The 26,735-nt window shown below is 64.5% G+C and carries 26 protein-coding genes, 1 pseudogene and 1 riboswitch; of the genes and pseudogenes, 20 read left to right on the forward strand and 7 right to left on the reverse strand.

Annotation, left to right across the window (positions count from 1 at the left end):
* Positions 1-92: 92 nt before the first annotated feature.
* Positions 93-1,370: a phosphoribosylamine--glycine ligase gene (gene purD, locus FJV80_RS01590; RefSeq protein ID WP_095771056.1), complete on the forward strand. Its 1,278-nt coding sequence runs from the start codon at positions 93-95 to the stop codon at positions 1,368-1,370.
* A gap of 17 nt (positions 1,371-1,387) precedes the next feature.
* Here purD and FJV80_RS01595 read toward each other — a convergent pair whose 3' ends face one another.
* Both FJV80_RS01595 and FJV80_RS01600 read right to left on the reverse strand, forming a co-directional pair.
* The gene (locus FJV80_RS01595) at positions 1,388-2,500 is read right to left on the reverse strand and encodes a glycoside hydrolase family 25 protein (RefSeq protein ID WP_142875517.1); all 1,113 of its coding nucleotides are present in this window, start codon (positions 2,498-2,500) and stop codon (positions 1,388-1,390) included.
* A gap of 131 nt (positions 2,501-2,631) precedes the next feature.
* Complete coding sequence (locus FJV80_RS01600; protein ID WP_064983566.1) at positions 2,632-2,868, reverse strand: hypothetical protein; 237 nt, start codon at positions 2,866-2,868, stop codon at positions 2,632-2,634.
* Positions 2,869-3,081: 213 nt separating this feature from the next.
* Between FJV80_RS01600 and FJV80_RS01605 the strand changes: the two genes are divergently transcribed.
* Both FJV80_RS01605 and FJV80_RS01610 read left to right on the forward strand, forming a co-directional pair.
* On the forward strand, positions 3,082-4,851 hold the full coding sequence (locus FJV80_RS01605; RefSeq protein ID WP_142875388.1) for an acyl-CoA dehydrogenase: 1,770 nt from the start codon (positions 3,082-3,084) through the stop codon (positions 4,849-4,851).
* 32 nt (positions 4,852-4,883) lie between these two features.
* Entirely contained in the window at positions 4,884-5,636 is a 753-nt protein-coding gene (locus FJV80_RS01610; RefSeq protein WP_142875389.1) for a crotonase/enoyl-CoA hydratase family protein, read from the forward strand.
* A 12-nt stretch (positions 5,637-5,648) separates the two neighbouring features.
* Here the strand turns inward: FJV80_RS01610 and pdxH are convergent, their stop codons facing one another.
* Positions 5,649-6,266, reverse strand: a complete 618-nt coding sequence (pdxH, locus tag FJV80_RS01615) for a pyridoxamine 5'-phosphate oxidase (protein ID WP_095771052.1) — start codon at positions 6,264-6,266, stop codon at positions 5,649-5,651.
* Positions 6,267-6,306: 40 nt separating this feature from the next.
* Here pdxH and FJV80_RS01620 point away from each other — a divergent pair, with 40 nt between their 5' ends.
* The 4 genes from FJV80_RS01620 to FJV80_RS01635 all read left to right on the forward strand — a co-directional run bounded on the left by FJV80_RS01620 (position 6,307) and on the right by FJV80_RS01635 (position 9,360).
* The gene (locus tag FJV80_RS01620; RefSeq protein WP_142875390.1) at positions 6,307-6,768 is read left to right on the forward strand and encodes an RT0821/Lpp0805 family surface protein; all 462 of its coding nucleotides are present in this window, start codon (positions 6,307-6,309) and stop codon (positions 6,766-6,768) included.
* A 99-nt stretch (positions 6,769-6,867) separates the two neighbouring features.
* Positions 6,868-7,797, forward strand: coding sequence for a DnaJ C-terminal domain-containing protein (locus FJV80_RS01625; protein WP_095771050.1), 930 nt, complete (start codon positions 6,868-6,870; stop codon positions 7,795-7,797).
* A 105-nt stretch (positions 7,798-7,902) separates the two neighbouring features.
* Positions 7,903-8,721, forward strand: coding sequence for an enoyl-ACP reductase FabI (gene fabI / locus FJV80_RS01630; RefSeq protein ID WP_095771049.1), 819 nt, complete (start codon positions 7,903-7,905; stop codon positions 8,719-8,721).
* Between the two features lie 51 nt (positions 8,722-8,772).
* Complete coding sequence (locus FJV80_RS01635) at positions 8,773-9,360, forward strand: histidine phosphatase family protein (protein ID WP_095771048.1); 588 nt, start codon at positions 8,773-8,775, stop codon at positions 9,358-9,360.
* Positions 9,361-9,370: 10 nt separating this feature from the next.
* On the opposite strand, the gene FJV80_RS01640 is transcribed toward FJV80_RS01635, so the two are convergent.
* On the reverse strand, positions 9,371-9,631 hold the full coding sequence (locus FJV80_RS01640; protein WP_095771047.1) for a DUF1344 domain-containing protein: 261 nt from the start codon (positions 9,629-9,631) through the stop codon (positions 9,371-9,373).
* Between the two features lie 184 nt (positions 9,632-9,815).
* On the opposite strand from FJV80_RS01640, the gene aroC reads away from it, so the two are divergent.
* Positions 9,816-10,931, forward strand: coding sequence for a chorismate synthase (gene aroC / locus FJV80_RS01645; protein ID WP_095771046.1), 1,116 nt, complete (start codon positions 9,816-9,818; stop codon positions 10,929-10,931).
* A 77-nt stretch (positions 10,932-11,008) separates the two neighbouring features.
* Entirely contained in the window at positions 11,009-12,109 is a 1,101-nt protein-coding gene (gene ribB / locus FJV80_RS01650; RefSeq protein WP_142875391.1) for a 3,4-dihydroxy-2-butanone-4-phosphate synthase, read from the forward strand.
* 58 nt (positions 12,110-12,167) lie between these two features.
* Here the strand turns inward: ribB and FJV80_RS01655 are convergent, their stop codons facing one another.
* Positions 12,168-13,391, reverse strand: a complete 1,224-nt coding sequence (locus FJV80_RS01655; RefSeq protein WP_142875392.1) for an MFS transporter — start codon at positions 13,389-13,391, stop codon at positions 12,168-12,170.
* A 119-nt stretch (positions 13,392-13,510) separates the two neighbouring features.
* Between FJV80_RS01655 and FJV80_RS01660 the strand changes: the two genes are divergently transcribed.
* Positions 13,511-14,119, forward strand: coding sequence for a TetR/AcrR family transcriptional regulator (locus tag FJV80_RS01660; protein WP_095771044.1), 609 nt, complete (start codon positions 13,511-13,513; stop codon positions 14,117-14,119).
* 92 nt (positions 14,120-14,211) lie between these two features.
* Positions 14,212-15,195: a hypothetical protein gene (locus FJV80_RS01665; RefSeq protein ID WP_245318034.1), complete on the forward strand. Its 984-nt coding sequence runs from the start codon at positions 14,212-14,214 to the stop codon at positions 15,193-15,195.
* 173 nt (positions 15,196-15,368) lie between these two features.
* Here FJV80_RS01665 and bluB read toward each other — a convergent pair.
* Positions 15,369-15,947, reverse strand: a pseudogene (gene bluB, locus FJV80_RS34880) (5,6-dimethylbenzimidazole synthase); the annotation flags it as partial.
* A 100-nt stretch (positions 15,948-16,047) separates the two neighbouring features.
* A riboswitch (cobalamin riboswitch) is annotated at positions 16,048-16,228 on the reverse strand.
* Positions 16,229-16,348: 120 nt separating this feature from the next.
* On the opposite strand from bluB, the gene FJV80_RS01675 reads away from it, so the two are divergent.
* The 6 genes from FJV80_RS01675 to FJV80_RS01700 all read left to right on the forward strand — a co-directional run bounded on the left by FJV80_RS01675 (position 16,349) and on the right by FJV80_RS01700 (position 21,315).
* Positions 16,349-17,275 (forward strand): histone deacetylase family protein, encoded by a 927-nt coding sequence (locus tag FJV80_RS01675; protein WP_095786619.1) that lies wholly within the window; start codon positions 16,349-16,351, stop codon positions 17,273-17,275.
* 3 nt (positions 17,276-17,278) lie between these two features.
* Positions 17,279-17,530, forward strand: a complete 252-nt coding sequence (locus FJV80_RS01680) for an exodeoxyribonuclease VII small subunit (protein WP_027046614.1) — start codon at positions 17,279-17,281, stop codon at positions 17,528-17,530.
* A 99-nt stretch (positions 17,531-17,629) separates the two neighbouring features.
* Positions 17,630-17,896 carry a DUF2277 domain-containing protein gene (locus FJV80_RS01685; protein WP_010914875.1) on the forward strand — a complete coding sequence of 89 codons (267 nt, stop codon included), beginning with the start codon at positions 17,630-17,632 and terminating at the stop codon, positions 17,894-17,896.
* Positions 17,897-17,935: 39 nt separating this feature from the next.
* Complete coding sequence (locus tag FJV80_RS01690) at positions 17,936-18,856, forward strand: pirin family protein (protein ID WP_095786618.1); 921 nt, start codon at positions 17,936-17,938, stop codon at positions 18,854-18,856.
* A gap of 101 nt (positions 18,857-18,957) precedes the next feature.
* Positions 18,958-20,871, forward strand: coding sequence for a 1-deoxy-D-xylulose-5-phosphate synthase (dxs, locus tag FJV80_RS01695; protein ID WP_095771041.1), 1,914 nt, complete (start codon positions 18,958-18,960; stop codon positions 20,869-20,871).
* A gap of 150 nt (positions 20,872-21,021) precedes the next feature.
* Positions 21,022-21,315, forward strand: coding sequence for a hypothetical protein (locus FJV80_RS01700; protein WP_095771040.1), 294 nt, complete (start codon positions 21,022-21,024; stop codon positions 21,313-21,315).
* Here FJV80_RS01700 and FJV80_RS01705 read toward each other — a convergent pair.
* Positions 21,312-21,713, reverse strand: coding sequence for a GFA family protein (locus tag FJV80_RS01705; RefSeq protein ID WP_095771039.1), 402 nt, complete (start codon positions 21,711-21,713; stop codon positions 21,312-21,314). The genes FJV80_RS01700 and FJV80_RS01705 overlap by 4 nt on opposite strands.
* Before the next feature lie 168 nt (positions 21,714-21,881).
* Here FJV80_RS01705 and FJV80_RS01710 point away from each other — a divergent pair, with 168 nt between their 5' ends.
* From FJV80_RS01710 to FJV80_RS01720, 3 genes are all read left to right on the forward strand, one after another.
* Entirely contained in the window at positions 21,882-22,646 is a 765-nt protein-coding gene (locus FJV80_RS01710; RefSeq protein WP_142875394.1) for a TlyA family RNA methyltransferase, read from the forward strand.
* Positions 22,643-23,881, forward strand: coding sequence for a class I SAM-dependent RNA methyltransferase (locus FJV80_RS01715; RefSeq protein WP_142875395.1), 1,239 nt, complete (start codon positions 22,643-22,645; stop codon positions 23,879-23,881). Before FJV80_RS01710 ends, FJV80_RS01715 begins: the two co-directional genes overlap by 4 nt.
* A 142-nt stretch (positions 23,882-24,023) precedes the next feature.
* A complete protein-coding gene (locus tag FJV80_RS01720) occupies positions 24,024-26,594 on the forward strand; it encodes a caspase domain-containing protein (protein ID WP_142875396.1) in 2,571 nt (856 codons plus the stop codon).
* Positions 26,595-26,735: the final 141 nt, after the last annotated feature.

Here is a 26,735-nt window from a genome sequence, read left to right on the forward strand (position 1 = left end):
TGCGCAATTCGGATCAAAACACCCTGATGCCTTGACCCGTCGCCCGGAGAGCAATAGCGGGTGCTCTCCAGGGTTTGCATCGAGAGGTGGCCATGAACGTTCTTCTTCTGGGCTCCGGCGGCCGCGAACACGCGCTTGCCTGGAAGATTGCCGCCTCGCCGCTGCTGACCAAGCTCTACGCGGCCCCCGGCAATCCGGGCATCGGTGCTGAGGCTGAACTGGTGAAACTTGACATCACCGACCACGCCGCCGTGACCGCCTTCTGCCGGGAGAAGAAAATCGACCTCGTCGTCGTCGGACCGGAAGGGCCGCTTGTCGCCGGTATCGCTGACGATTTGCGCGCCGAAAACATCCGCGTCTTCGGGCCTTCGAAGGCCGCCGCGCGGTTGGAAGGCTCTAAGGGTTTCACCAAGGACCTCTGCGCCCGATACGATATCCCCACCGCCGCCTATGGCCGTTTCAACGATCTGGCCTCGGCCAAGGCCTATGTCGAAAAGACCGGTGCGCCGATCGTCATCAAGGCCGATGGGCTCGCCGCCGGCAAGGGTGTCACCGTCGCCATGACGCTGGACGAGGCACGGGCGGCGCTCGATGCCTGTTTCGAGGGCTCCTTCGGCGTTGCCGGAGCGGAGGTGGTGATAGAGGAATTCATGACCGGCGAGGAGGCGAGCTTCTTCTGCCTCTGCGACGGAACCACGGCACTTCCTTTCGGCACGGCACAGGACCACAAGCGTGTCGGCGACGGCGATGTCGGCCCCAACACCGGCGGCATGGGCGCCTATTCGCCGGCGCCGGTGATGACGCCTGAGATGGTCGAACGCACCATGCGCGAGATCATCGAGCCGACCATGCGCGGCATGGCCGAGCTTGGCGCGCCCTTCGCCGGCATTCTCTTTGCCGGGCTGATGATCACTGACAAGGGACCGAAGCTGATCGAATACAACACCCGCTTCGGCGATCCCGAGTGTCAGGTGCTGATGATGCGGCTGAAGGACGACCTGCTGGTGCTGCTCAATGCCGCCGTCGACGGTCAGCTGGCGCACACGTCCATACGCTGGCGCGATGAGACGGCACTCACCGTGGTGATGGCGGCGCGGGGTTATCCCGGCACGCCGGAAAAGGGGTCGGTCATCCGCGGCGTCGAGCAGGCGGCGGGCGAAGGAGTCCAGATCTTCCACGCCGGCACCGCCATCAATGGCGGCGCGCTGGTCGCCAATGGCGGCCGCGTCCTCAATGTCACCGCGACCGGCGCCACGGTCGGCGAGGCGCAGGCGCGAGCCTATGCCGCGCTCGGCCGGATCGACTGGCCGGACGGATTCTGCCGTCGCGACATCGGCTGGCAGGCCGTGGCGCGCGAGCGGGCGAGCTGAGATTTGGGAGCGGCGGCCTACGGCTGGCCGCGATCGATTTCGGTCGAACCGGTGCTGACCGGGTCGGCCGCGGCAAGGGCGGCGTCCAACTGCTCGGCTGGGCGTTGCCCGGTCCGCTTCCAGGCGACATATTGAACGATGCCGAAGCCCTGCCTTTGCGGCACCGTCTTCACCACCGGCATGCGGAACCCGTCGCGGAATTTGGACCAGCGCGAACCGAGCACCGCGACCATTTCCTCGAAGGTCGGCGGCGTTGCCACATCCGCATAGATGAGGGTGGTCTTGCCGGCGAGCGCTGCTTGGCGCGAGAGCGGCACCGGCACGCTGGCAAGGTAGTCGGATGGCACGTCGATGAGCCCGCCAAAGGGCCATTGCTGGCGCAGCGTGGCGGCATCCGCCGGCACGACGTTGACGTCGATATTATCGGGCGTGCCGGCCACCCTGTAGGGGCAGCGGAAGCGGCCGCAATTGGCTTGCGCGGAAAATTGCCAGAGCGCGTAGCCTTGCCAGTTGCCCATCGGGAAATGCACGTCGATATCAGGCTTGTAGCGTGCGTACCAAAGCGGCAGCCGCGACAAGAGCCGGTATTTGTAGCGGTTGTCGGCGATGTACTGCGCGGTCTTGCCGTTGGTGTAGAGCACCGGGAAGCGGCCGATGCGCCGATGCACCTGGCGCACGAACTCCTCGGCATCGTCGAGCGACATCCATTGCGAGGGATCGATGCCCTCGATGTCGAGCGCCATGAGATCGTCCGGCGCGGGATCGGCGAAATCGAGGAAATTATTGGCCTGCTCGATCGGATTGCCAGGGCGGGCGAGGTGATAGGCGCCCCATTTCATGCCGAGCGCCTTGGCGACGACCCGTCGCGTCTGAAACAGTTCGCGCGTCACCGCATGGCGCTTCCACAGCGCCTTGCACAGCTTCACGTCGGCGTCGCTGCCGAAACAGAAATAGGGCGGCGGCATGCCGTCGGAGGCCTTGTTGATGAAGGCGACGATGCGCTTGTCGGTGGCGAGCTGCGCCCAGTCGATCGAATTGTACTCGTAGGCGTCGACGACCAGCGCGCGGTCGGCGTTCTTCCACGGCTCGGAGAAATCCGAGGCCTTTGCCGCCGATATCAGCGCCATCATCGCCGCAAGAGCGATCGCTGAGCGGCGAAGAAGGTGCGCCGGCGTTTTCAAACAGGGGATCCCCGTTGATCAAACACCGATGGTGAACCGCTATGGTTAAGGAATGCTTCTCGAAGCAGGGCCGTGGGGAGCTAGCGCCGGCTGAACGGCTGGAATTCAAATGGATCGGGCGCAGGCTCCTGCTGCAGCGTGCCTTCGGCGGCGCGCTTGCGGTGGTGGGCAAGAGAACATTGCGGCGAGCACAATATGCCGCGATCCGACCAGTAGGCGGCGCCATGCTCCAACTGGCCGCCATGATGCCAGAACCCCGTTGCGCGATAGGGCAAGCCACATTCGATGCAGCGATAGGCGTCGGGTCTGGCGAGCATGGGCTTGTTCCGGTCGGCTGCTTCTGGTCCGTCGCCGGTCGGCTTGATGCGGCGCCTATTGAATTTAATACGGGCCGGCGCGATTGCAAAATCCGCGTGACAAAGTTTGACGTTTACGTAAAAGAAATGGGGAGACCGCCCAAAGGCGGATGGTTTTGCGGCCGCGCCGGCTCTAGGGTTGGCGAGGCTGGTGCATCAGGAGGATCGAGCGGCATGTATCGGGCACCGGTCGAGGATATCGCGTTCACGCTGAAGCATGTTGCCGGCATGAAATCCGCCCTCGACGCCGGTAGGTTCGGCGATCTCGGCGAGGACCTGGTCGACGCCGTCCTTGGCGAGGCCGGCCGTTTCGCCACAGAGGAGGTGGCACCGCTCTACAAGATCGGAGACGAGCAGGGTGCGGTGCTCAAGGATGCCGCCGTCACCATGCCGCCCGGCTGGAAGGAGCTTTATCGCCGCTGGATCGATGGCGGCTGGAACGCGCTGTCGGGGCCTGAAGACCATGGCGGCCAGGCGCTGCCCACCATGCTGGGCGTCGCGGCGCTCGAAATGTGGAACTCCGCCGCCATGGCCTTCGGCATCGGCCCGACGCTGACCATGGGCGCGGTCGAAGCGCTCGACAAGCACGCTTCCGAAGCGCTCAAGGCGACGTATCTCGCCAAGCTCGTGTCGGGCGAATGGATGGGCACGATGAACCTGACCGAGCCGCAGGCCGGCTCCGATCTCGCCGCCTTGCGCTCCCGCGCCGAGCCCGCCGGCGACGGCACCTACCGCATCTTCGGCCAGAAGATCTTCATCACCTATGGCGAGCACGATTTCACCGACAACATCATCCATCTGGTGCTGGCACGGTTGCCGGACGCGCCCGCCGGCACGCGCGGCATCTCGCTGTTCCTGGTGCCGAAATTTTTCGTCAACGACGATGGCTCGCTCGGCGCCCGCAACGACGTCTTCTGTTCCGGCCTCGAGCACAAGCTCGGCATCCATGCTTCGCCGACCTGCACCATGATTTATGGCGACGGTTTCCAGGGCGCCAGACCCGGCGCCGTCGGCTGGCTGATCGGCGAGGAGAACAAGGGTCTCGCCTGCATGTTCACAATGATGAACAATGCCCGCCTGGCCGTCGGCATGCAGGGTGTCGCGGTCGCGGAAGCCGCCACCCAGAAGGCGATCGCCTACGCCAATGAGCGCCGCCAGGGCAAGGCGGCGGATTATGCCGGCGCCGGCATGGCGCCGATCGTCCATCACCCCGACGTGCAACGCAATCTCCTGACCATGAAGGCGCTGACGCAGACGGCGCGGGCGATCAGCTATTCCTGCGCCCACGCCATCGACATGGCGCGGGTCTCGGATGGCGATCAGGCGTCACGCTGGCGCGACCGCGCCAATCTTTTGACACCGCTTGCCAAGGCGTTTTCGACCGATGTCGGCGTCGAAGTTGCTTCGCTCGGCGTGCAGGTGCATGGCGGCATGGGCTTCATCGAGGAAACCGGTGCTGCAGCCTTCTACCGCGACGCCCGCATCGCGCCGATCTACGAGGGTACCAACGGCATCCAGGCGATCGATCTGGTCACCCGCAAGCTGCCGCTCGGCGGCGGCGAACACGTGCATGGCTTCATCGGCGAACTGGCCGCCGTCGCCAATGCCGTGCGTACTTCCAACCTGCAGGGTTTCGGCCGAACAGCCGATGCGCTCGACGCAGCCCTTGGCGACCTGACGCAAGCGACGCGCTTCCTGCAGAAACTGTCGGCCGACGGCCGGTCAGACGAGGCGCTGGCGGGAGCGACGCCGTATCTCAGGTTGATCTCGCTTGCCGCTGGCGGCGCCTATCTGGCGCGCGGCGCGCTTGCCGATCAGGACCGCATCGCCCTGTGCCGCTTCTTCGCCGAAAACCTGCTCGGCGAGGCACACGCCTTGAAGGAACGCGTCATCGACGGCGCGGAGAGCCTCGCTGCCGCCGGCAAGGCGCTGATATCAGCTTGAATTCTCATAGCGCTCCATCAGGGAAGAAGACCGTGACAGACCATATCCTCGTCGAGCGCCAGGGCGCCATCCAGATCATCCGCATGAACCGTCCGGACAAGAAGAACGCGCTGACGCGTGCCATGTACGCAAAGATGTCGGCGGCGCTTGCCGAAGGCGATGCCGATCCGGCGATCCGCGTCCATGTCTTCCTCGGCGTGCCCGGTGCCTTCTCCTCCGGCAACGATCTTGCCGATTTCATGGTTGTCGCCACCGGCGGTGACGGCGGCACGGAAGTCTGGGATTTCCTGATGGCGCTGGCCAGGGTCGAAAAACCCATCGTCTCCGGGGTCGACGGCATCGCGGTCGGCATCGGTACCACGATCAACCTGCATTGCGACCTGACCTTCGCCACGCGGCGCACCGTGTTCAGGACGCCTTTCGTCGATCTTGGCCTGGTGCCCGAGGCCGGCTCCAGTCTGCTGGCGCCGCGCATCCTGGGTCAGCAAGGCGCCTTCGCGCTGCTCGGCCTTGGCGAAGGTTTTTCCGCCGAGCGCGCGAAGGCCTCCGGCCTGATCTACGACGTGGTCGAGGAGGGCGCGCTGGAGGCCTCGGTGCTGGCGGCCGCCGGCCAGATCGCCGCCAAGCCACCGCAGGCGCTGAAGATCGCGCGCGACCTCATGCGTGGCTCGCGCGACGATCTCGTCGCCCGCATCGGCGAGGAAAGCCAGCATTTTCGCGAGCGGCTGAAGTCGGACGAGGCCCGCGCCGCGCTCACCGCGTTCATGACCAGGAAGAAGAGCTGAGGCCTTGCCCTCTCAAGGATAAAGCCGCGTCTTGTCCCAATCGCCTTTGGCATTGCGGGTAAAGACCACCCGGTCATGCAGCCGGAACGGACGGTCGTGCCAGAACTCGATCGTCTTCGGCACGATGCGGAAACCCGACCAGTGCTTCGGGCGTGGAATCTCGCCGATGGCGTAGCGCGCCGTGTATTCGGCGACAGCTTTCTCCAGCGCGAAGCGGCTTTCCAGCGGCCGTGACTGCTTCGACGCCCAGGCGCCGATGCGGCTGCCGCGTGGGCGCGTCGCGTAATAGGCGTCGGCCTCGGCATCGCTGACGATCTCCACCGGGCCGCGAATGCGCACCTGCCGGCGCAGCGATTTCCAATGGAAACACATCGCCGCCTTCATGCTGCCTAGAATCTCCTGGCCCTTCGCGCTCTCGAAATTCGTGTAGAAAACAAAGCCGCCTTCATCGAACCCCTTTAGCAGCACCATCCGCACATCCGGCATGCCTTCGGAATCGACGGTCGCCAGCGCCACGCCGTTGGCATCGTTGATTTCGTTCTTGGTGGCGTCGTCCAGCCATGCGGCAAAGAGGCGAAATGGCTCGGCCGCTTCGGTAAAGTCACTGGTTGTTAACTCTGTGTCGCTCATAGTTTTTCTCAAATTGTCACGAAATCAGGGAGGTTGCCGATTGTCGCGTATCGCGCAAGCTTTTGACAGCAGGCAATGGGGCGTTATCGCTTCGGCCAGCGCGAAAGCGGCGATCGTGGCGGCGGCCTTGCCGCTTGCCGCCTGCGGCGCGGGTGGCTTCAGCCTGGAAAAGGCCGAAGTCGACCGCTCGATCCTGACCAGCAGCACGCAGGCTTCACCGGCGCCTGCCGATTCGGATCGCGACTCCGACCAGACGACGATCGGCAATGCGGTGTCCTCCGCCGACATCGAACAGCTCGGCGGCCAGGCCGTGCCGTGGGCCAATGCCGGCACCGGCTCGCGCGGCTCCATCACCGAACTGGTGGAATTGAAGGACAGGGGCCAGACCTGCCGCCGCTTCAAGGCCTCGCGCGAAAGCTTTGACGGCGTTGCCATGTTCGAAGGCGAACTCTGCCTGGCCAGTGCCGGCGGCTGGCGCATGCAGGGCTTCAAGGCGCTCTGATTTCCGCTTTCAATATGGCCATCAGCTACTGGAATTTCTTCCTATCCGAGCGCATATAGGAGGCAAGTATGGACTCAACTCATTTCCAGGGCAGGAAGCATGCGCGACCCGTATGAGGTCCTGGGCGTTGCAAAGAACGCATCGGCCAAGGACATAAAATCGGCGTACCGGAAACTCGCCAAGAAACATCATCCGGACCAGAATCCGAATGATCCCAAGGCGAAGGACCGTTTTGCCGCGGCCAATCAGGCCTATGAGATCGTCGGCGACGAGAAGAATCGTGCCGCTTTCGATCGCGGCGAGATCGACGCCGACGGCAAGCCGCGCTTCCAGGGGTTTGAAGGCGCCGCCGGTGGCGGCGACCCCTTTGCCGGGTTTCGCCGCCAGCAAGGCGCTGGCGGTTCGCGATTCGAATTCCGTTCGGGGCGCCCGGGCGGGGATCCGTTCGACGGCAACAGCGATATTTTCAGCCAGATTTTCGGCGACGCCTTTTCCGGCGCGCGCGGTGCCGGCATGGGCGACCGCCGCCAGCCCGCGACGGCGGCCGATCTGAACGTCACGCTCGACGTCACCATCGAGGAAGCGGCGACCGCCGAAAAGGTGACGGCGATGTTCCCGGATGGCCGCAAGGTGGCGGTCAAACTGCCGGCCTTTGTCGAGGATGGCCAGACCATCCGGCTGAAGGGGCAGGGCGAGCAGGGGCCGGGCCAGCCCGGCGACGCGCTGGTCAAGATCCATATCCGCCGGCATCCGCGCTACCGCATCGAGGGCCGCGACCTGCATGCCGATCTGCCGGTGTCGCTGGCGGATGCGGTGCTGGGCGCCAAGGTGCCGGTCGAGACGCCGACAGGCAGGCTGGCGGTCAACGTTCCCGCCTGGTCGAGCTCGGACAAGGTCCTGCGGCTCAAGGGCAGGGGCCTGCCGGAAAAGGCCGGCGGCCATGGCGACCTCTACGCGCATGTCCGCATCATGCTGCCGGAAGGCGGCGACGGCGCGCTCGAAGCGTTGCTGCGTGGTCAAAAAGGCTGATCCATCGTTCTTGTCCCCCGAACTGTCCGGTTTGAGCGCTTGAAGGGGCTGTGTGCCTGTGCGATAGGCACTCCACAAAGAACAAACCTTGCGGAGAGCGCTCACATGGCGGGTGGACAGGGCCTGATGGCCGGCAAGCGCGGCCTTATTCTTGGCGTCGCGAACAACAGGTCGATTGCCTACGGCATCGCCAAGGCATGCGTCGACCATGGCGCAGAGATCGCGCTGACCTATCAGGGCGAGGCGTTCAAGAAGCGCGTCGAGCCGTTGGCGGCGGAACTGGGCGCCTTTGTCGCCGGCCATTGCGACGTCACCGATCCGGCTAGCCTCGATGAGGTTTTCGCCAATGTCGCCAGGCATTGGGGCAAAATCGACTTCCTCGTCCATGCCATCGCCTTCTCCGACAAGGATGAGCTGACCGGCCGCTATGTCGAGACGACGCGCGACAACTTCCTGCGCACCATGGACATTTCGGTGTTTTCCTTCACCACCATCGCCAAGCGCGCCGAGGCGCTGATGACCGAGGGCGGTTCACTGCTCACGCTAACCTACTACGGCGCCGAGAAGGTGATGCCGCACTACAACGTCATGGGTGTCGCCAAGGCCGCGCTCGAAGCCAGCGTGCGTTACCTCGCCGTCGATCTCGGCGGCAAGAAGATCCGCGTCAACGCGATCTCGGCCGGCCCGATCAAGACACTGGCCGCCTCGGGCATCGGCGATTTCCGGTACATACTGAAGTGGAACGAATACAATTCGCCGCTGAAGCAGACGGTCACGCAGGAGGAGGTCGGCGATTCCGGCGTCTATTTCCTGTCCGACCTGTCGCGTGGCGTCACCGGTGAGGTGCACCATGTCGATTCCGGCTATCACGTGGTCGGCATGAAGGCGGTCGACGCGCCTGATATTTCGACGGTCAAGGATTAATTCCGTCCCCTATCCTCAGTCCAGGCCCTTGCCCGACCTTCGGAAGACTTGATGTACCCGCTGGTTTATATCGTGCGCCACGGCGAGACCGCGTGGAACGCCGAGGCCCGGCTTCAGGGCCAGGCCGACACCGATCTCAATGAGCTCGGCCGCCAACAGGCAACCGGAAACGGGAATCGGCTGGCCGGCCTCGTCAACAAGCCGGAGGATTTCGATTTCATCGCCAGCCCGATGAAGCGGACGCGCGAAACGATGGAGCGCATCCGCGTCGCGATGAAGCTCGATCCGCTCGTCTATCGAACCGATCCCGATCTCGTTGAAGTCAATTTCGGCGATTGGCAGGGGTTCACGTTTGCCGAACTTGAGACACGCTATCCTCGTGCGAAGAGGACTCGCGCTTTGGATAAATGGAACTTCCGGCCGCCCGGCGAAGGTGCCGAGAGCTACCAGATACTGCTCGAACGGGTGAAGCCCCGGTTCGACGAGATTGACCGCAAGACGGTCTGCGTGACGCATGGCGGCGTCATGCGCACCCTGTTCCGTTTCGTGCTCGATATGGCGGAGGACGAGGCCGCGAACCTGGAAATACCGCACGATCGCGTGCTCAAACTTGAAGGCCGGAGCCTGGAGTGGGTTTAAGCCGCCTGACCTAGTTCGTGTCGCTGTCCGGCAACTGCATATCGGTCACGACATTCTCGCCATTGGTCACGTCGTAAGCGATGACGATGTCCATGCCCGGCTTCAGCGAGTCGAGATCGGTTTCGGCGTTCAGCTTGTAGGATTTGCCGTCATCCAGCGTCAGGGTCAGCGCGTCCTTGTCGATCTTCTTGATCAGGCCTTCGGTCTGTCCGGCGAAGGCGGCGGTGGAATAGAGCAGGGCGGCGGCAACAGCGCCAATCAGGGTACGCATGGTCGTCCTCTTTGGTCATTGCGCCGGCACTGCGGCGGCGGGTCCTCAACGGCGGATGGAAGAAAGCAGAAACCAGCCGAATGTGTCAAAACTTAAACGGCAGGGATGACAGTTTGACCACCGCAAGAAACGCCAATAGAAGGCAGGCTTCAACCGGCTCCGCTGCCGGCAGGGCACTTTATCAATGTCTCATAACACGTTCGGCCACCTTTTCCGCGTCACCACCTGGGGCGAAAGCCATGGCGCAGCACTTGGCTGCGTGGTCGACGGCTGCCCGCCCGGCATCCGCTTCACGCGTGATGAAATCCAGGCCGAACTCGACAAGCGCCGGCCGGGCCAGTCGCGCTTCGTCACCCAGCGCCGCGAACCCGACGAGGTGAAGGTGCTGTCTGGTTTCGTCCTCGACGAGGACGGCCAGACGATGATCACCACCGGCACGCCGGTCTCCATGCTGATCGAGAATGTCGACCAGCGTTCCAAGGACTATGGCGAGATCGCCCGCCAATACCGGCCGGGCCATGCCGACTACACCTATGACGTCAAATACGGCATACGCGACCATCGCGGCGGCGGCCGCTCCTCGGCCCGCGAGACCGCGGCCAGGGTCGCCGCCGGCGCGCTCGCCCGCAAGGTGGTGCCCGGCATGGTGGTGCGCGGCGCCCTGGTTTCGATGGGTGAAAAGTCGATCGACCGCGCCAACTGGAACTGGAATTTCATCGGCGACGCGCAGAATCCGTTCTTCACACCCGATCCCGCTTCGGTTCCCGTCTTCACGCAGTATCTCGACGGTATCCGCAAGGCCGGATCCTCGGTCGGCGCCGTGATCGAGATCGTCGCCGACGGCGTGCCGCCAGGGCTTGGCGCGCCGATCTATGCCAAGCTCGACCAGGACATTGCGTCGGGCCTGATGTCGATCAACGCCGTCAAGGGCGTCGAGATTGGCAACGGCTTCGAGGCCGCCCAGATCACCGGCGAGCAGAATGCCGACGAGATGCGCATCGGCAATGACGGCAAGCCGGTGTTCCTGTCCAACAATGCCGGCGGCATCCTTGGCGGCATCTCGACCGGCCAGGCGATCGTGGCCCGTTTCGCCGTCAAGCCGACCTCATCGATCCTGACGCCGCGAAAGTCGATCGACAAGGACGGCAACGACGTCGAGGTGATGACCAAGGGCCGGCACGACCCCTGCGTCGGCATCCGCGCCGTGCCGATCGGCGAGGCAATGGTTGCCTGCGCCATTGCCGATCACTATCTGCGGCACAGGGGACAGACGGGGAAGGGAATAGGCAGTAGGGAATAGGCATTTGGCCGCCCGACACAGCCTTTTCATTTCCCTACTGCCTATTCACTAATCCCTGCGAGCGAAGCGAGCACCCCATGCCTTACGATCAGAAGAAGATTGTCGAAGCCATTCGCGCTTTCGAACGCGGCGAGATCGTCGTCGTCATGGACGATGACGGGCGCGAGAACGAGGGCGACCTGATCGTCGCCGCCGTTCACTGCACGCCGGAAAAGATGGCCTTCATCGTGCGCAACACCTCGGGCATCGTCTGCACGCCGATGCCGCGCGAGGAAGCCAAGCGGCTCAACCTGCAGCCGATGGTCGCCGACAATGATTCCGCCCACACCACCGCCTTCACCGTCAGCGTCGATTTCAAGCATGGCACGACGACGGGCATTTCGGCTGACGACCGAACGCTGACCGTGCGCAACCTCGCCAACGGCAATGTCGGCGCCTCCGATTTCGTCCGCCCCGGCCACATCTTCCCGCTGATCGCCCGCGAAGGCGGCGTGCTGATGCGTTCGGGCCATACCGAAGCGGCGGTCGATCTCTGCAAGCTCGCCGGCCTGCCGCCGATCGGCGTCATTTCCGAACTGGTCAACGACGACGGCACCGTCAAGCGCGGTCCGCAGGTGCAGGCTTTCGCCGAAGCGCATGGCCTGAAGCAGGTGTCGGTCGCCGACCTCATCGCTTACCGCCAACGCAAGGAAACGCTGGTCGAGCGCGTCGCTTGCTCCGATATCGACACGCTTGGCGGCAAGGCGCAGGTCTTCACCTACACGCTGCCCTGGGACACGATGCATCACGTCGCAGTCGTGTTCGGCGATATACGCGATGGCGAGGAAGTGCCGGTGCGTCTGCATTCCGAGGATGTGGTGACCGACGTCTTCGGCACCAGCCATCGCCTGGACGGCATCATGAAGGCGATGGGCGAGCGCAAACGCGGCGTCATCGTCTATCTCAGAGAGGGCTCCGTCGGCGTCGCGCACCAGGAGCGCAAGCGCCCGCTGAGCGGTGACCGCGAGGATCACGAAGAGGCCCGCCGCCGTGAGAATGAATGGCGCGAAATCGGCCTCGGCGCACAGATCCTGAAGGATCTCGGCATTTCCTCGATCAACCTGATCGCCTCGCGCGAGCGTCATTATGTCGGCCTCGAAGGGTTTGGCATCCACATCGCCAAGACCGAGATCCTCTAAGATATGTTCGAGATTCAGGTCAGGCCGGCCTGACCTGAATCTCGACATATGCTGGCTGTCACTCGGCCGGAACGGCGGCTGCTTCGCATCCGTCCAACTCGCATTTATGCGTGGCCAGGATGCGCTGGCCGAGCAGCACGGTGGCGAGCGCAATCGTGCCCGATGCCACCGAGACCCAGAACCCGTTCTGGGCGCCGAACGCATCCACCACGGCGCCGGCGGCGAAGGAGCCAAGCGCCATGCCGATGCCGATCCCGGTGGTCACCCAGGTGATGCCTTCGGTCAGCATCGCTTCGGGGACATGCCGCTCAATCAGGCCAAAGGCCGTGATGAAGGTCGGCGAGATCGCCACGCCGCTGATGAAGACGGTCAGCGCCAGAAGCGGCACGCTGTTGGCGGTGAGCGGCAGCAAGGTGCCGAGCGCGACCAGGGCGACCGCGATGGCGAGCTGGCGTTGCAGTGGTGCCTTCAGGTTGAGCGCGCCGACAATGATGCCGAGCACGAACGACCCCAGCGCGTAGACGCCGATGACGAGGCTGGCGGCGCCGGGCTGGCCGAGCTCCTTGGTGATGGCCACCGTGCTCACTTCCGTCGTCGCGAAGGTCGCACCGACGAAGATCAGGGCAAAGGTGATGACCTGTACCGGCCGCAGGCGGATCGCCGAGCCGCTCGAGCCATGGTCCACCGGGCGCACCTGCGGCTCGGTCGATCGCTGCAGGATGAACGCGGTCGAGCCCAAGGCGAGGAACAGAGTGCTCGCCAGCATGCCCGCTTCCGGAAACAGGGCGGCGCTGAGGCCGACCGACAGCGATGCGCCGGCGATATAGACCAGTTCATCCGCCGCCGATTCGAAGGCGAAGGCGGTGTTCATCTCGGGCCGACCCCGGAAAAGCTCGGTCCAGCGCGCGCGCACCATGGCCGGCATGCTGGGCATGGCCGCCGCCAGCAGCGCCGACACGAACAGCGTCCAGACCGGCCAGTCCTGATTCGCGGCCGCGACCAGCGTGATGAAGGCGAGCACGGAGATGACTGTCGTGGGCACGACGATCCGCGTCTGGCCAAGGCGGTCGACCAGTCTTGATATTTGCGGCGCCAGGAATGCGTTGGCCAGCGCGAATGTCGCCGAGACAGCACCCGCCAGCCAGTATTCGCCACGCGTCTGCGACAGCATCGCCACGATGCCGATCGGCGCCATGGCGATCGGCAGGCGCGCCATGAAGCCGGCGGCCGCAAAGCCCCTCGCTCCAGGGGCGCGGAAGATTTCCGAATAGGGGTTTTGCATGGGGTTCCTCGACAAAGGGCGGTTCGACAATTACATACGAAGCGTATGATCATTAGATAGAGCATACGCGACGTATGTCAATTGGCATACGGAACGTATGGGAATAGGACCAGACGGAAATGCACAGACCCCGCAAGGAAATGATCGCCGAGACGCGCGCCAAGCTGATCGCCGCGGCCCGCCAGGCCTTTGGCACGATCGGATATGCCGAAGCGTCGATGGATGATTTCACGGCATCGGCCGGGCTGACGCGCGGCGCCCTCTACCACCATTTCGGCGACAAAAAGGGACTGCTGGAGGCGGTTATCGCCGAAATCGACGGCGAGATGGCTGCTCGGGTCAATGAGGTCGCGTCGAGAGCGCCGACCCGCTGGCAGCATTTCGTCGACGAGTGCACGACCTATATCGAAATGGCGCTGGAGCCGGAAATCCAGCGCATTATGTTCCGCGACGGTCCGGCCGTACTGGGCGATCCCGCGCAATGGTCGAATGCCAATGCCTGCGTCGGTTCAATGACCGATCATCTGACCGCGCTGCAGGGGGAAGGGGTGGTCGTCCCGGGCGTCGACCCCGAGACCGCCGCGCGGCTGATCAACGGGGCGAGCAGCCAGGCGGCGCAGCGGATCGCCAATTCGAACGACCCCGAAGCGACGTCGAAGATCGTGGTTGCGGCGTTCAAGCAATTGCTCGAAGGACTGCTCAGAAAACCAGCGTCGAAACAGAGCTAAATCCCCGTTGCGCACCGCTGTCCACCGCTCATGATTGACAATCCTCGGGGTGAGCGCATCCTTCCCAGCCATCTCTGAGGGGAGATTCGGGCATGTGGGATTTCGATATCGGCAGGTCGGTGTCCATCATGATGCGGACCTGGCCTTTCATTGTCTTTCGCATGATCGTCTATTTCGGCATCACGCTTGCCTATATCGTGGCGACCGGCACGGGAGCGTCGGTCGGCTATGGCGTCGGCCATATCTCCACGGATCCCGACGGGCCGATGTCCTTTGCCCTGTGGGGCGGCGTGGTCGGCTTCGGCGTGGTTTCGATCGCCGTCTATTGGATCCGCGAATATATCCTCTACGTCGTCAAGGCCGGCCATATCGCCGTGATGGTCCATCTGATCGACGGCCGGGATGTCCCCGACGGCCAGAACCAGATCGCCTATGCCAGGCAGGTCGTGACCGAGCGTTTCGCCGAGGCCAACATCCTTTTCGTCGTCGACCAGCTGGTCAAGGGCGCCATCCGCGCCATCACCGGCCTGCTCGGCGGCATCGCTGCTTTCCTGCCCATTCCGGGCCTGAGCGGTCTGGTCTCCTTCATCAACACGGTGATCCGCCTGTCGCTCACCTATGTCGACGAGATCATCCTCGGCTACAACATCCGCATCAACTCGTCCTCACCCTTCGAGACGGCGCGGCAAGGCGTCGTGCTCTACGCCCAGAACGGCAAGACCATGGTCAAGAACGCCGTCTGGCTGGCGGTCATCATGTGGGGCGTGTCTTTCGTCATCTTCCTGCTGATGCTGGCTCCGGCCAGCGCCGTTCTCTTCATCATGCCCGGACAACTCGCCGGCTGGGCCTTCGTGCTTGCCATCGTCTTTGCCTGGGCCTTCAAGGCGGCCTTCATCGAGCCCTTCGCCATCGCTTGCCTGATGCAGGTCTATTTCAAGACCATCGCCGGCCAGGTGCCCGATCCGGCCTGGGATATCAGGCTGGCCGAGGCGTCGTCGAAGTTCAGGGAGCTGAAGGACAAGGCGCTGGCCTCCTTTGGTGGCTCGCGCTGGGGCACGGCCGGCGCGACGAACTGATCGGCTGGGCAGGTCGTCGCCGGCGCGACATCGGAGGCGTTGAGGCGGGCCACGGTCGATTTCAGTGGCGCCTCGCCTTGCCCGCAAAAAGTCTCGCTCATGATCAGGTCGGGCAGCGGCAGCCGCCGGCCCCAGCCATGCGTTTCCAGGTCTGGTTTGGATGCGAACTCGGAAACCCGGCCGACGCAGAGATAGGCGACGGGCGTCACATGCTCGGGAATGGCCAGCAGGCTCTTCAACGCTTGCGGCTCGATGATGCTGACCCAGCCGACGCCGACGCCTTCGGCACGCGCGGCCAGCCAGAAATTCTGCACCGCGCAGACCGTGCTGTAGAGATCCATTTCCGGATTGTGCCAGCGGCCCAGTGGCGAGCCTTGCGAGCGCCGACGGTCACAGGTGATGCAGATGTTGAGGGCGCTTTCGCAGATACCTTCGAGCTTCAGCTTGCGGTAGAGCGCCTGTCGTTCCTCCTCGATTTCAGGCAGTTCCTGTTCGCGCGCGGCCAGGAACAGGTCGCGCACCTCTGCCCGTCGCGCGGCGTCGCGGATGACGATGAAATTCCATGGCTGCATAAAGCCGACCGATGGCGCGTGATGGGCGGCAAGCAGAAGCCGCGCCAACACCTCGTCGTCGAGCGCGTCGGGCAGGAAATGGCTGCGCACGTCGCGCCGCGTGAACATGGCGCGATAGACCGCGTCGCGCGCCATCTGGTCAAATCCGTCGCCCCCAGGAGCGGTCATGTGTTCCGGCATCGCTCGTCCCCTTGCGATTGCAATAGTTCCACACCGTCAGAGCGCACTTTGTGCATCCAACTGGACGCAGTTTGCTCTGATGCCAGCCGCCTGACCATGCGGATGACGATGCCTGCCAGGCCGGTCTTCTGGCTCGGGATCAACCCGCGTCCGGTGCCTTCCCGTCATCGACAGTGGCAGTTACCGGCGCGGTCCCCCTCACAGCGTTGGGCACGCCACGGAATTCAACCGTGTTCCCGATTCTCCCGCTCGCGGCGGGCACCAGGCAGTGGCGCGACCTTACGCCGAAGCCTCGGCCGCGCCAATCCCCGCAGCGGCGCCAATGGACGCAGGCGCGATTTTCCCCAGTGATCGAGCCGCAATGCATGGCCATCGCGGCGCCGCGGCACTAGATAGGGAGCATGACAACCCGTCTCTACACGCACCCGATCTTCCTCGAACACATCACGCCGCCCGGCCACCCCGAGCGGCCGGACCGCTTGCGCGCCATCGAGCGCGTGCTCGACGACGAGGCTTTTGCCGCGCTCGATCGTGCCAAGGCGCCGGAGGGCGACGAGGCCACCATCCTCTACGCGCACCCCGCCGATTTCGTCGCCCGTGTGCGTGCCGCCATTCCCGAGGAGGGTATTGCCCGCATCGATGCCGACACCACCGCCAGCCCGAAGAGCTGGCAGGCGGTGATCGCCGCGATCGGCGCCGCCAACGCCGCCGTCGACGACGTCTTTGCAGGCCGCGCCGACAATGTCTTCGTCGCCGCAAGGCCGCCCGGCCACCATGCCGAAAAGACCACCGCGATGGGCTTCTGCTTCTTCAACACGGCGGCGATCGCCGCGCGCTATGCGCAGAAGAAGCATGGCGCCGAGCGCGTCGCCGTCGTCGACTGGGATGTGCATCACGGCAACGGCACGCAGGACATTTTCTGGGACGATCCCTCGGTTCTCTATTGCTCGACGCACCAGATGCCGCTTTATCCCGGCACTGGCGCGAAGACCGAGACCGGCGCCGGCAACATCGTCAACGCGCCCTTGGCGCCGCAGACCGGCAGCGAGGTGTTTCGCGATGCCTTCCTGTCGCGGGTGCTGCCGTCGCTCGACAATTTCGCGCCTGACCTGATCATCATCTCGGCCGGTTTCGACGCGCATCACCGCGATCCGCTGGCCGAGATCAACCTGACCGAGGACGATTTCGACTGGGCGACCGGCCAGCTGATGCAGCGCGCCGCGCGCCACAGCGGCAACCGGCTCGTCAGCCTGCTTGAGGGCGGTTACGATCTGCAGGGACTGGCATTTTCGGTCGCCGCCCATGTCGGGCGACTGATGAAAGGATGAATGATGGCTGGTGAAACCAACGAAGACGTCAAGGCGATGAGCTTCGAGCAGGCACTCGACGCGCTGGAGAAGATCGTCGATGATCTGGAGCGTGGCGACGTGCCGCTCGACCAGTCGATCAAGATCTACGAGCGCGGCGAGGCGCTGAAGGCGCATTGCGACCGGCTGCTGAAGGCCGCCGAGGACAAGGTCGAGAAGATCAGGCTGTCGCGCGACGGCAAGCCGGTCGGAACAGAACCGCTCGACGCGGACTGAGGCACGGAGCAGCCTTTCCGGTTTTTGGACACGATCATGGTTGAGAATTAAGCTCGTCCCGATTGAAACGGCTCCAGGACAAGAGGAGATACGGAAGCGATGTGCAGAAACATCAAGACCCTGTTCAATTTTGACCCGCCCGCAACCAATGACGAAGTGCGCGACGCAGCCCTTCAGTTCGTCCGCAAGCTGAGCGGAACGACACGGCCGTCGAAACAGAACCAGCATGCGTTCGATCATGCGGTCGAAGCCATCGCGGCATCGGCGCGTGAACTCCTCGATTCGCTTGAAACCAACCAGCATCCGCGCAATCGCGAAGAGGTGGCGGCCAAACTGCGGGCAAAGGCGGCGATCCGCTTTGCCTGATGCCGCCAAGTGGCCCTCGACCGCTGACAAGGAGAGTCCATGAGCTTCTTTCCCGGGAAAGACCCTGAAGCCGGCGACGCCTTTGCCAGCGACCAGATCGAGTTGATGGTCATCCCGAACGCCAAGGACATTGGCGGCTTCGAGGTGCGTCGCGCGCTGCCGACCGCCAGGCGGCGGCTGGTCGGGCCGTTCATTTTCTTCGATCGCATGGGTCCGGCGATCCTGCGGGCAGGCCAGGCTCTCGATGTCCGTCCTCACCCGCATATCGGCCTGTCGACGGTGACGTATCTGTTCGACGGCAGGATCAGGCATCGGGATTCGCTGGGCACCGAAATGGTGATCCAGCCCGGCGACGTGAATTTGATGACCGCCGGCCGCGGCATCGTGCATTCCGAGCGCACGCCGGAGGAATTGCGCGGCGCGCCGATGTCGATCTCAGGCCTGCAGACATGGCTCGCCTTGCCCGATGGCAAGGAGGAAGTGGCGCCGGTGTTTGAGAACACCGCTGCCTTGCGGCTGCCCGAGATCGATGCCGAAGGCGTCCGCGGCCGCATCGTCATCGGCGATTTCCAGGGGCAGCGCTCCCCGGTAAGGGCCGATTCCGAGACACTTTACGCCGACCTTAGGCTGGCTCCGGGCGCCAGCATAAAGATTCCGGCCGACGCGGAAGAGCGCGCCATCTACACGCTGGAAGGCGAGGTCGCGATTTCGGGCGACGTCTTTCCGGCAGAGCGGCTCCTGGTGTTCCGGCCCGGTGACGAGATCATCATATCGTCGCAAACCGGTGCGCATTTCATGCTTTTCGGCGGCGCCTCGCTCGGCTCGCAGCGCTACATCTGGTGGAATTTCGTCTCCTCGTCGAAGGAGCGCATCGAACAGGCCAAGCAGGAATGGAAGACGGGACGCTTCGATATCGTTCCTGGAGATGAGAAAGAGTTCATCCCGCTGCCGGAAAGCTGAGGAAATCGGCGAGGGGACCTGATAGATCCGCGTCACCGACACGCATTTACTTTCGCCGGCCGGCGGCTTATCCCGCCGTTGAACAGAAAGCCTGAGCTCCCGTGAACGCAACGCCGCATACGCCGCTTCTCGACAAGGTCCGCATCCCGGCGGATCTGCGCGCGCTTGACGAGAGCGAGCTGCCGCAACTGGCATCCGAGCTTCGCCTCGAACTGGTCGACGCCGTGTCGCGCACCGGCGGCCATCTCGGCGCCGGCCTCGGCGTGGTCGAACTGACGGTGGCGCTGCATTATGTCTTCAACACCCCGGACGATCGCCTGATCTGGGATGTCGGCCACCAGGCCTATCCGCACAAGATCCTGACCGGCCGCCGCGACCGCATCCGCACGCTGCGCCAGGAAGGCGGCCTGTCCGGCTTCACCCGCCGCGCAGAGAGCGAATACGATCCCTTCGGCGCCGCGCATTCCTCGACATCGATATCGGCCGGCCTCGGCATGGCAGCCGCCCGCGACCTCTCCGGCGGCCGCAACAACGTCATCGCCGTCATCGGCGACGGCGCCATGTCGGCCGGCATGGCCTATGAGGCGATGAACAATGCCGGCGCGCTCGATGCCCGGCTCATCGTCATCCTCAACGACAATGACATGTCGATCGCGCCGCCCACCGGCGCCATGAGCGCCTATCTGGCGCGTCTCGCCTCGGGCAAGGCTTATGCCGGCCTTCGCGACTTCGGCAAGAAGCTGACATCCTATCTCGGCAAGCGCGCCGATCGTGCGATCACGAGGGCTGTCGAGCATGCGCGCGGATACGTCACCGGCGGCACGCTGTTCGAGGAGCTCGGCTTCTACCATATCGGCCCGATCGACGGCCACAATCTCGAACATCTGATCCCGGTGCTCAAAAACGTCCGCGACAATGGCGAAGGCCCGGTGCTGATCCATATCGTCACCCAGAAGGGCAAGGGCTACGCGCCGGCGGAGGCCGCCGCCGACAAGTACCACGGCGTCAACAAGTTCGACGTCATCACCGGCGCGCAGGCCAAGGCGCCGGCCAACGCACCGGCCTACACCAAGGTGTTCGCCGAAAGCCTGATTGGGGAAGCCCGCGAGGACGACCGCATCGTCGCCGTCACCGCCGCCATGCCGAGCGGCACGGGGCTTGATCTGTTCGGCGAAGTGTTCCCGTCACGGACCTTCGATGTCGGCATTGCCGAACAGCATGCGGTGACCTTTGCCGCCGGTCTCGCGACCGAAGGCTACAAGCCGTTCGCGGCGATCTATTCGACCTTCCTGCAGCGCGCCTACGACCAGGTCGTCCATGACGTCGCCATCCAGAAGCTGCCGGTGCGTTTCCCGATCGACCGCGCCGGCTTCGTTGGCGCCGATGGCGCCACCCATTGCGGCGCGTTCGACACCACCTTCCTGGCAAGCCTGCCGGGCTTTGTCGTGATGGCGGCCGCCGACGAGGCGGAGCTGCGCCACATGGTGCGCACCGCCGCGAGTTACGATGATGGCCCGATCGCCTTCCGCTATCCGCGCGGCAACGGCGTCGGCGTCGACATGCCGGAGCGCGGCTCGGTGCTCGAACTCGGCAAGGGCCGCATCGTCAGGGAAGGCACAAAGGTGGCGCTGCTGTCGTTCGGGACGCGCCTCCAGGATTGCCTGATCGCTGCTGAGGAACTCGGTGCGGCCGGGCTTTCAACCACAGTTGCCGATGCCCGCTTCGCCAAGCCGCTCGACGAGGATCTGATCCGCCGGCTCGCCCGCTCGCACGAGGTTCTGGTCACGGTGGAGGAGGGCGCCATCGGCGGCTTTGCCAGCCATGTGCTGCAGTTCCTTGCCCATGAAGGACTGCTGGAAGGCGGCCTGAAGGTGCGCCCGCTGGTGCTGCCCGACATTTTCACCGACCACGCCAAGCCGGAGAAGATGTATGCCGATGCCGGTCTCGATGCGGCCGGCATCGTGCGCACAGTATTTGTCGCCCTCGGCCATACAGCCCGCGCCCAGCGCGCCTGAATCAAAGTCTCAGCGGCTTCAATCAGTTTGCCGGCTTGACGTCTTAACGCATTGTTAACGCTGCCGTTTGGCATTCTGCTTACCGTGTCCCTTGGCCGTTTTTCAACGGCGCCCTGCTAGATCGGTGATCAGGCAGGGAGACAAACAACAATGAGAACGCTTCTGTGCGGCGTGGCGCTTTCAGCGGTCATCGTCGCGCCGGCCGTCGCCGAAACGCGCTATGATCGCAGCCTTGAAAAGGCGGCGATGGGCATCATCGCCGGCAAGATGGGCGATATCCGCGGCGGCTTTTCCTACAAGCAGGTGCCGCAACTGGTCGTCCTGCCGGATCCTGTTCCGCCGCCCGCCACCGCCACCGAGCATCCTGCCGTGCAAGCCTCAGGGGATCGCGACGAGGGTTTGTCCCCGGCCATCGAGCGCCAGGTTCCGCGCACCATCTTCTAGAACCACATATCGCGCACGCAACGGCCGTCGCGGGGCAGGTCGTCATATGTGTCGAGGCCATCGAAATGGTCGATCGGCAGATCGGCGACCGCCTCGGGTGGCGCCAGCCTTACATTGACGGCGATGCGCGTTTGGCCAGACGCCTCTGCGCGCAAACCACGCCAGGCGAGCACGCAGGCGCAGGTCGGGCAGAACAGGATTTCGAGCGACGGGCTGTCCTTTCCGGCGCGCGTGTAGCTGCCCATCGGTCCCGCAACGCGGATGCGTTCGTCGACATAGTCATAAGCCCAGAGCACGCCATAGCGACGGCAAAGCGTGCAGCTGCAGGCGGTGATCGGCCCGGGATCGCCCTCCAGGGTCCAGTGGGCTGCACCACAGTGGCAGGTTCCTGTTAGCATCCGTGCCCTCGCATTTGGATAAACGGCGCCCCTCCTCAACATTGTGCCGGGTTGATGCGATACCCGCAAGCGGTGCGGCGGCTTGGTGCGTTCGCTCGCTTTTCGACGATGTTCCTGATCCCGCCCCAATGTCCTTGCCTTCGCTGCCGGCTTTCGCCATGAAGGCCGATGAACTCGCCTCCGCCAGCCAGCACCCGCCAGCGGCTCGACGACTTGCTCGTCCAGCGCGGGCTGTTTGCCAGCCGCTCGCGTGCCCGCGACGCGGTCGAGCGTGGCACGGTGATGGTTGACGGCGTCCTTGCCCGCAAACCCGGCCAGAACGTTTCGCCGCAATGCCTTGTTGCCATCGATGATCCGGCGCAAGGCTATGTCTCGCGCGCGGCGCTGAAGCTCCTCGGCGGGCTCGATCACTTCAGCCTCGATCCGGCCGGCCGCGAGGCCCTCGACATCGGCGCCTCGACCGGCGGCTTCACCCAGGTGCTGCTGGAGCGTGGTGCCTCCCACGTCACCGCCATCGACGTCGGGCACGGCCAGATGCATCCCGATGTCGGCAAGGACCCGCGCGTGACGGTCATCGAGGGACTGAATGCCCGTGACCTCACCGCCGCGGATCTTGCCGGCCGCATTCCGGATTTCATCGTCTCCGACGTCAGCTTCATCTCGCTGAAACTGGCGCTGCCGCCGGCGCTCGCCGTCGCGAAGCCTGGTGCTGCCGCGGTCTTTCTGGTCAAGCCGCAATTCGAGGCGGGTCGCGAGTCAATCGGCAAGGGCGGCCTGTTGAAAGACCCCTTCGATGCCGCCCGTGTCGCCGGCCTGTTGCAGGATTGGCTGGACGCCGTTCCGGGCTGGCGTTCGCTCGGCCTGCATCTGTCGCCGATCGAAGGCGGCGACGGCAATCGCGAATTCCTGCTTGGTGGGATCAAGGATCGATGAGCGCGCGCTTCACCATAAAAAAGCTTGGCGCCCAGGGCGACGGCATTGCCGAAACCGAAAGCGGCGACCTGTTCATCCCCTTCACGCTGCCCGGCGAGACCGTCACCGCCGCGCGCGAACGGGATCGTGCCGCGCTGATGGCGGTGCTGGAGGCCTCGCCGCTGCGCATCGAACCCGCCTGCCGCCATTTCACCGAATGCGGCGGCTGCGCCCTCCAGCATTTCGAGGCCGAAGCCTATCGCCAGTGGAAACGCGACAAGGTGGTGCACGCCCTGAAGGGCATCGATTGCAGCATCGACGAATTGGTCGCCTGTGCGCCGCGCACGCGCCGCCGTGTCGTGCTCGCCGCCCGGCGCGCCGAGACGGGCATGCTGCTCGGCTTCAACCGTCACCTCTCGCCGGAAATCATTGCCATATCGGGATGCCCGATCTCGCTGCCCGAGATCGTCGCAGCACTCGACCGGTTGAGGGCGCTCGCCGACTTGATATGCGCGACCACCAAATCGTTCCGGATGGCGGTCACCGTGACGGGTTCGGGCCTCGACGTCGCTGTGCATGAGTCCGGCAAGCTTGGCGAGCACCAGCGCCGCATCGCTTCCAACTTTGTCCTGGCGCAAGGCTTTGCCAGGCTGTCCATCGATGACGAGATCATCATCGAACCGAGGAAGCCCGTGGTCATGTTCGGCAGCGTCGCTGTCGCCGTGCCGCCCGGCGCCTTCCTGCAGGCGACCGAGGCCGCCGAGCAGGCCATGGCCGAGATCGTCGGCTCACATCTGAAGCGCGCCAAGAAGGTCGCCGATCTTTTCGCCGGTTGCGGCAGCTTTGCCTTGCGGTTGGCCGCGAAGTCGGAAGTTCATGCGGTGGAGGGCGATGCGGCGGCCCTTTCGGCGCTCGACCGGGGGGCACGATTCGCGACCGGCCTGAAGCGGGTGACGGCCGAGCGCCGCGACCTGTTCCGCCGGCCGCTGACGTTCAAGGAGTTGAACGCCTTCGACGGCCTTGTCTTCGATCCGCCGCGTGCCGGCGCCGAGGACCAGTCGAAGCAGATCGCCCGCTCGGATGTTCCCTACGTTGCCGCGGTGTCCTGCAATCCCGTGACGCTGGCTCGCGACCTGCGCATCCTCATCGACGGCGGCTACACCCTGAAAAGCGTGACGCCGATCGACCAGTTCCTGTGGTCGTCCCATGTCGAGGCTGTCGCCCTGCTGGAAAAGCCCAGGAAAAGGCGCGGCTGACGTCGGCCCGTGATCACGTTTCGTTGAGACCAGCCACTTCAGCCGCTCCCGGCCCAAAGCGGACGGATTGACGCCGCAAAGCCGCCTTCTTGTACCAGCCTAGTCTGGCTGGGGCGGAAGCATAGGCACACTCACCTGACGGATGATCGTAATGCGGACGGTCTCGAAACTTCTCGCTTTCTTCCTTGCCCTCTCCATTTTCGCGTTCGGGTCGACGGCAGCGGCGCTGGCGCAAAGCCAAAAGCGCCTTGCCTTCGTCATCGGCAACGCCGCCTATCCGGCGGGCGCGCTGACGACGCCGGCCAACGATGCCGGCCTGATTGCCCAGACTTTGCAAGCGGCGGGGTTCGACGTGGTCGGCGCGCGCGACGTCGACCAGGAATCGCTGCGCGGCGCCTATCGCGATTTCCTCGCCAAGGTGACGGCAGCCGGTCCCGACGCGGTGGTGTTTGTCTATCTGGCCGGCCAGGGCCTGCAGTTCGAGGGCGAGAACTACTTCGCGCCCGTCGATGCTCAGATCGCCAATGCTGCGGACGTGCCAATGGCCGCGGTGCGGATCTCCGACCTCACCAAGCCGCTTGCAGCGCTGCCGACCAAGGTCAACATCGTCGTGCTCGACGCGGCGCGGCCAAACTCCTTCGCCAAGTCGAACCAGCCGCTGGCTGGCGGCCTTGCACTGGTCGATCCCGACCCGAACATGCTGATCGCCTTCAACGCCGCTCCGGGCACGGTCGCGCCGGAAGGCAAAGGGCCTTACGGCGCCTATGCGCAGGCGCTTGCCGAGATGATCAGGGATGGCGGCCTGCAGCTCGGTGATGTCTTCGACCGCACGCGCCTGCGCGTGAACGAGGTGACGCAGGGTGCGGAATTGCCCTGGAACGCCTCCAAGATCACGGAGCCTTTCGTCTTCTTCGACCGCGGGCCGGATGCCCCGCCGCAGCAGATGTCGTCAGCCGAGGTGGGCGCCATGCGGACCAAGGAAATCCGCGACTTCGATGCGCATGATGCCTATATCGCGGCTCTCGATCGCGACACGATGCGTGGCTACGAGGATTTTCTGGTCGCCTATCCCCACGATCCGATGGCCAGGCGGGTGCGCGCGATCCTGGCGGCGCGGCGCGAGGCGATCACCTGGCGCCAGACCTGGCTGAGGGACACGCCCGAAGCCTATTGGTCCTATCTCGATCGCTATCCGCACGGTCCGCACGCCTGGGACGCAAGGCGCAGGCTTGAGCATTTCGATGCCGCGCTCGAACCGCCGCAGGGTTTTGCCGTCTACGCCTACGACGTGCCGCCGCCACCGCCCGATGAGATCGTCTATGTCGACCGGCCCGTGCTCTATTTCGACGACCCGGAATTCGATTTCGCGCCACCGCCACCCGTGGCGGTCATCTTCCTGCCGCCGCGGCCGCGCGACTTCATTGAACTGGCACCACCGCCGCCGCCGGTCGGAATCTTCCTTCTGCCGACGCCTGTTTTCGTGCCGGTGCCCGCCTGGGTGAACCCGCCGCGTGACATCTCCCCGCCGCCGAACGACGTCATCTTCAACAACATCCACAACACCACCATCATCAACAACACGATGATCAACGAGAACAACAACCAGGGTGGTGGCCTCACCACCGGCCAGAAACTGACTGCTGGCGCCGTGGGCCTGGGTGCGGCGGCGCTGGCAACGAAGGTGGCGTTGCCGGCTTTCCTGCAGAAAAAGGAAACCGTGCTGTCCAAGCAGAACCCGGGCGGCCTCCCGCTGAAGCCGCGGCAGGGTGGCCAGCAGCCGGGCGGTGTCACGCCGCTGTCGAAGACATTGCCCGCCAACAAGCTGACGGGTCATGCCTTGCCCGGCGCCGACGGCAAGACGCTGCCGCTCGTCAATGGCAAGCCGATGCTGAATGGACAGAACCTGCCCAACAACCCGAATCTGCCTAAGCAGAACCCGGGCGGCATCCCGCTGAAGCCGGGGCAGGGCGGCCAGCAGCCGGGCGGTGTCACGCCGCTGTCGAAGACATTGCCTGCCAAGAAGCTGACGGGTCATGCCTTGCCCGGCGCCGACGGCAAGATGCTGCCACTCGTCAATGGCAAGCCGGTGCTCAATGGACAGAACCTGCCCAACAACCCGAACCTGCCCAAGAACAAGTCCGGCAAGCTCCTGAACAAGCAGGCCACGGCCGGTGGAAGCGCCGTGACCGGCAACCCGGTGGCGAATGGGCAAAACGGCGCCAACGGCCAGGGCAACGGGCAAGGCCAGAACGGTACCGGCAAGAATGCCAAGTTGCGCAAGATTCCGGGCGCCAACGGCACGTCTGCGGCGAATGGGATGAACAGCCCATCGGCGTTCAATGGCCAGAATTCAGGCCAGAACCCACCCAACGGCAAGTTCAAGAAGCTTCACAATCAAGGCGGCGGCCAGCTGAACGGCCAGGCCAATGGGCAAGGCAATGGTGGGGCCCAGGTCAATGGCAATGGGCCGAAATTCCACAGTTTGCCTGCCAACGGAAACAGTGGTGGCAGTGTCCAGCAGAAATTCAAGGTCAACAACGGCAACACGCAGCTGAAGGTGCAGGCTCAGCCTAAGGCGCAGAGACCGGAGTTCCACGCCCAGCCTAAGCAGCAAATGCAGCAGCAGCGGCCGGCACAGCCAAGGCCGCCCCAGCCGCCGGCCGGCAAGCAGCCGTCTTGCGGGCACCCCAATGAGCCCGCTTGCAAGAAATAGCACATGTCGGCCAGAGGTGGTTCGGCTTGGGTCGGGACATGCATGAGACAAAGGCTTGAAACGCGTCGCTGGTCGCGGCGTCTGCCATCACGCCGGAGAAGACCGCGATCTCCAAGCAATGTTCCGCACTCGCGCACGCCA

This window comes from Mesorhizobium sp. WSM4310 (genome assembly GCF_007003935.1).
GTDB lineage: Bacteria > Pseudomonadota > Alphaproteobacteria > Rhizobiales > Rhizobiaceae > Mesorhizobium.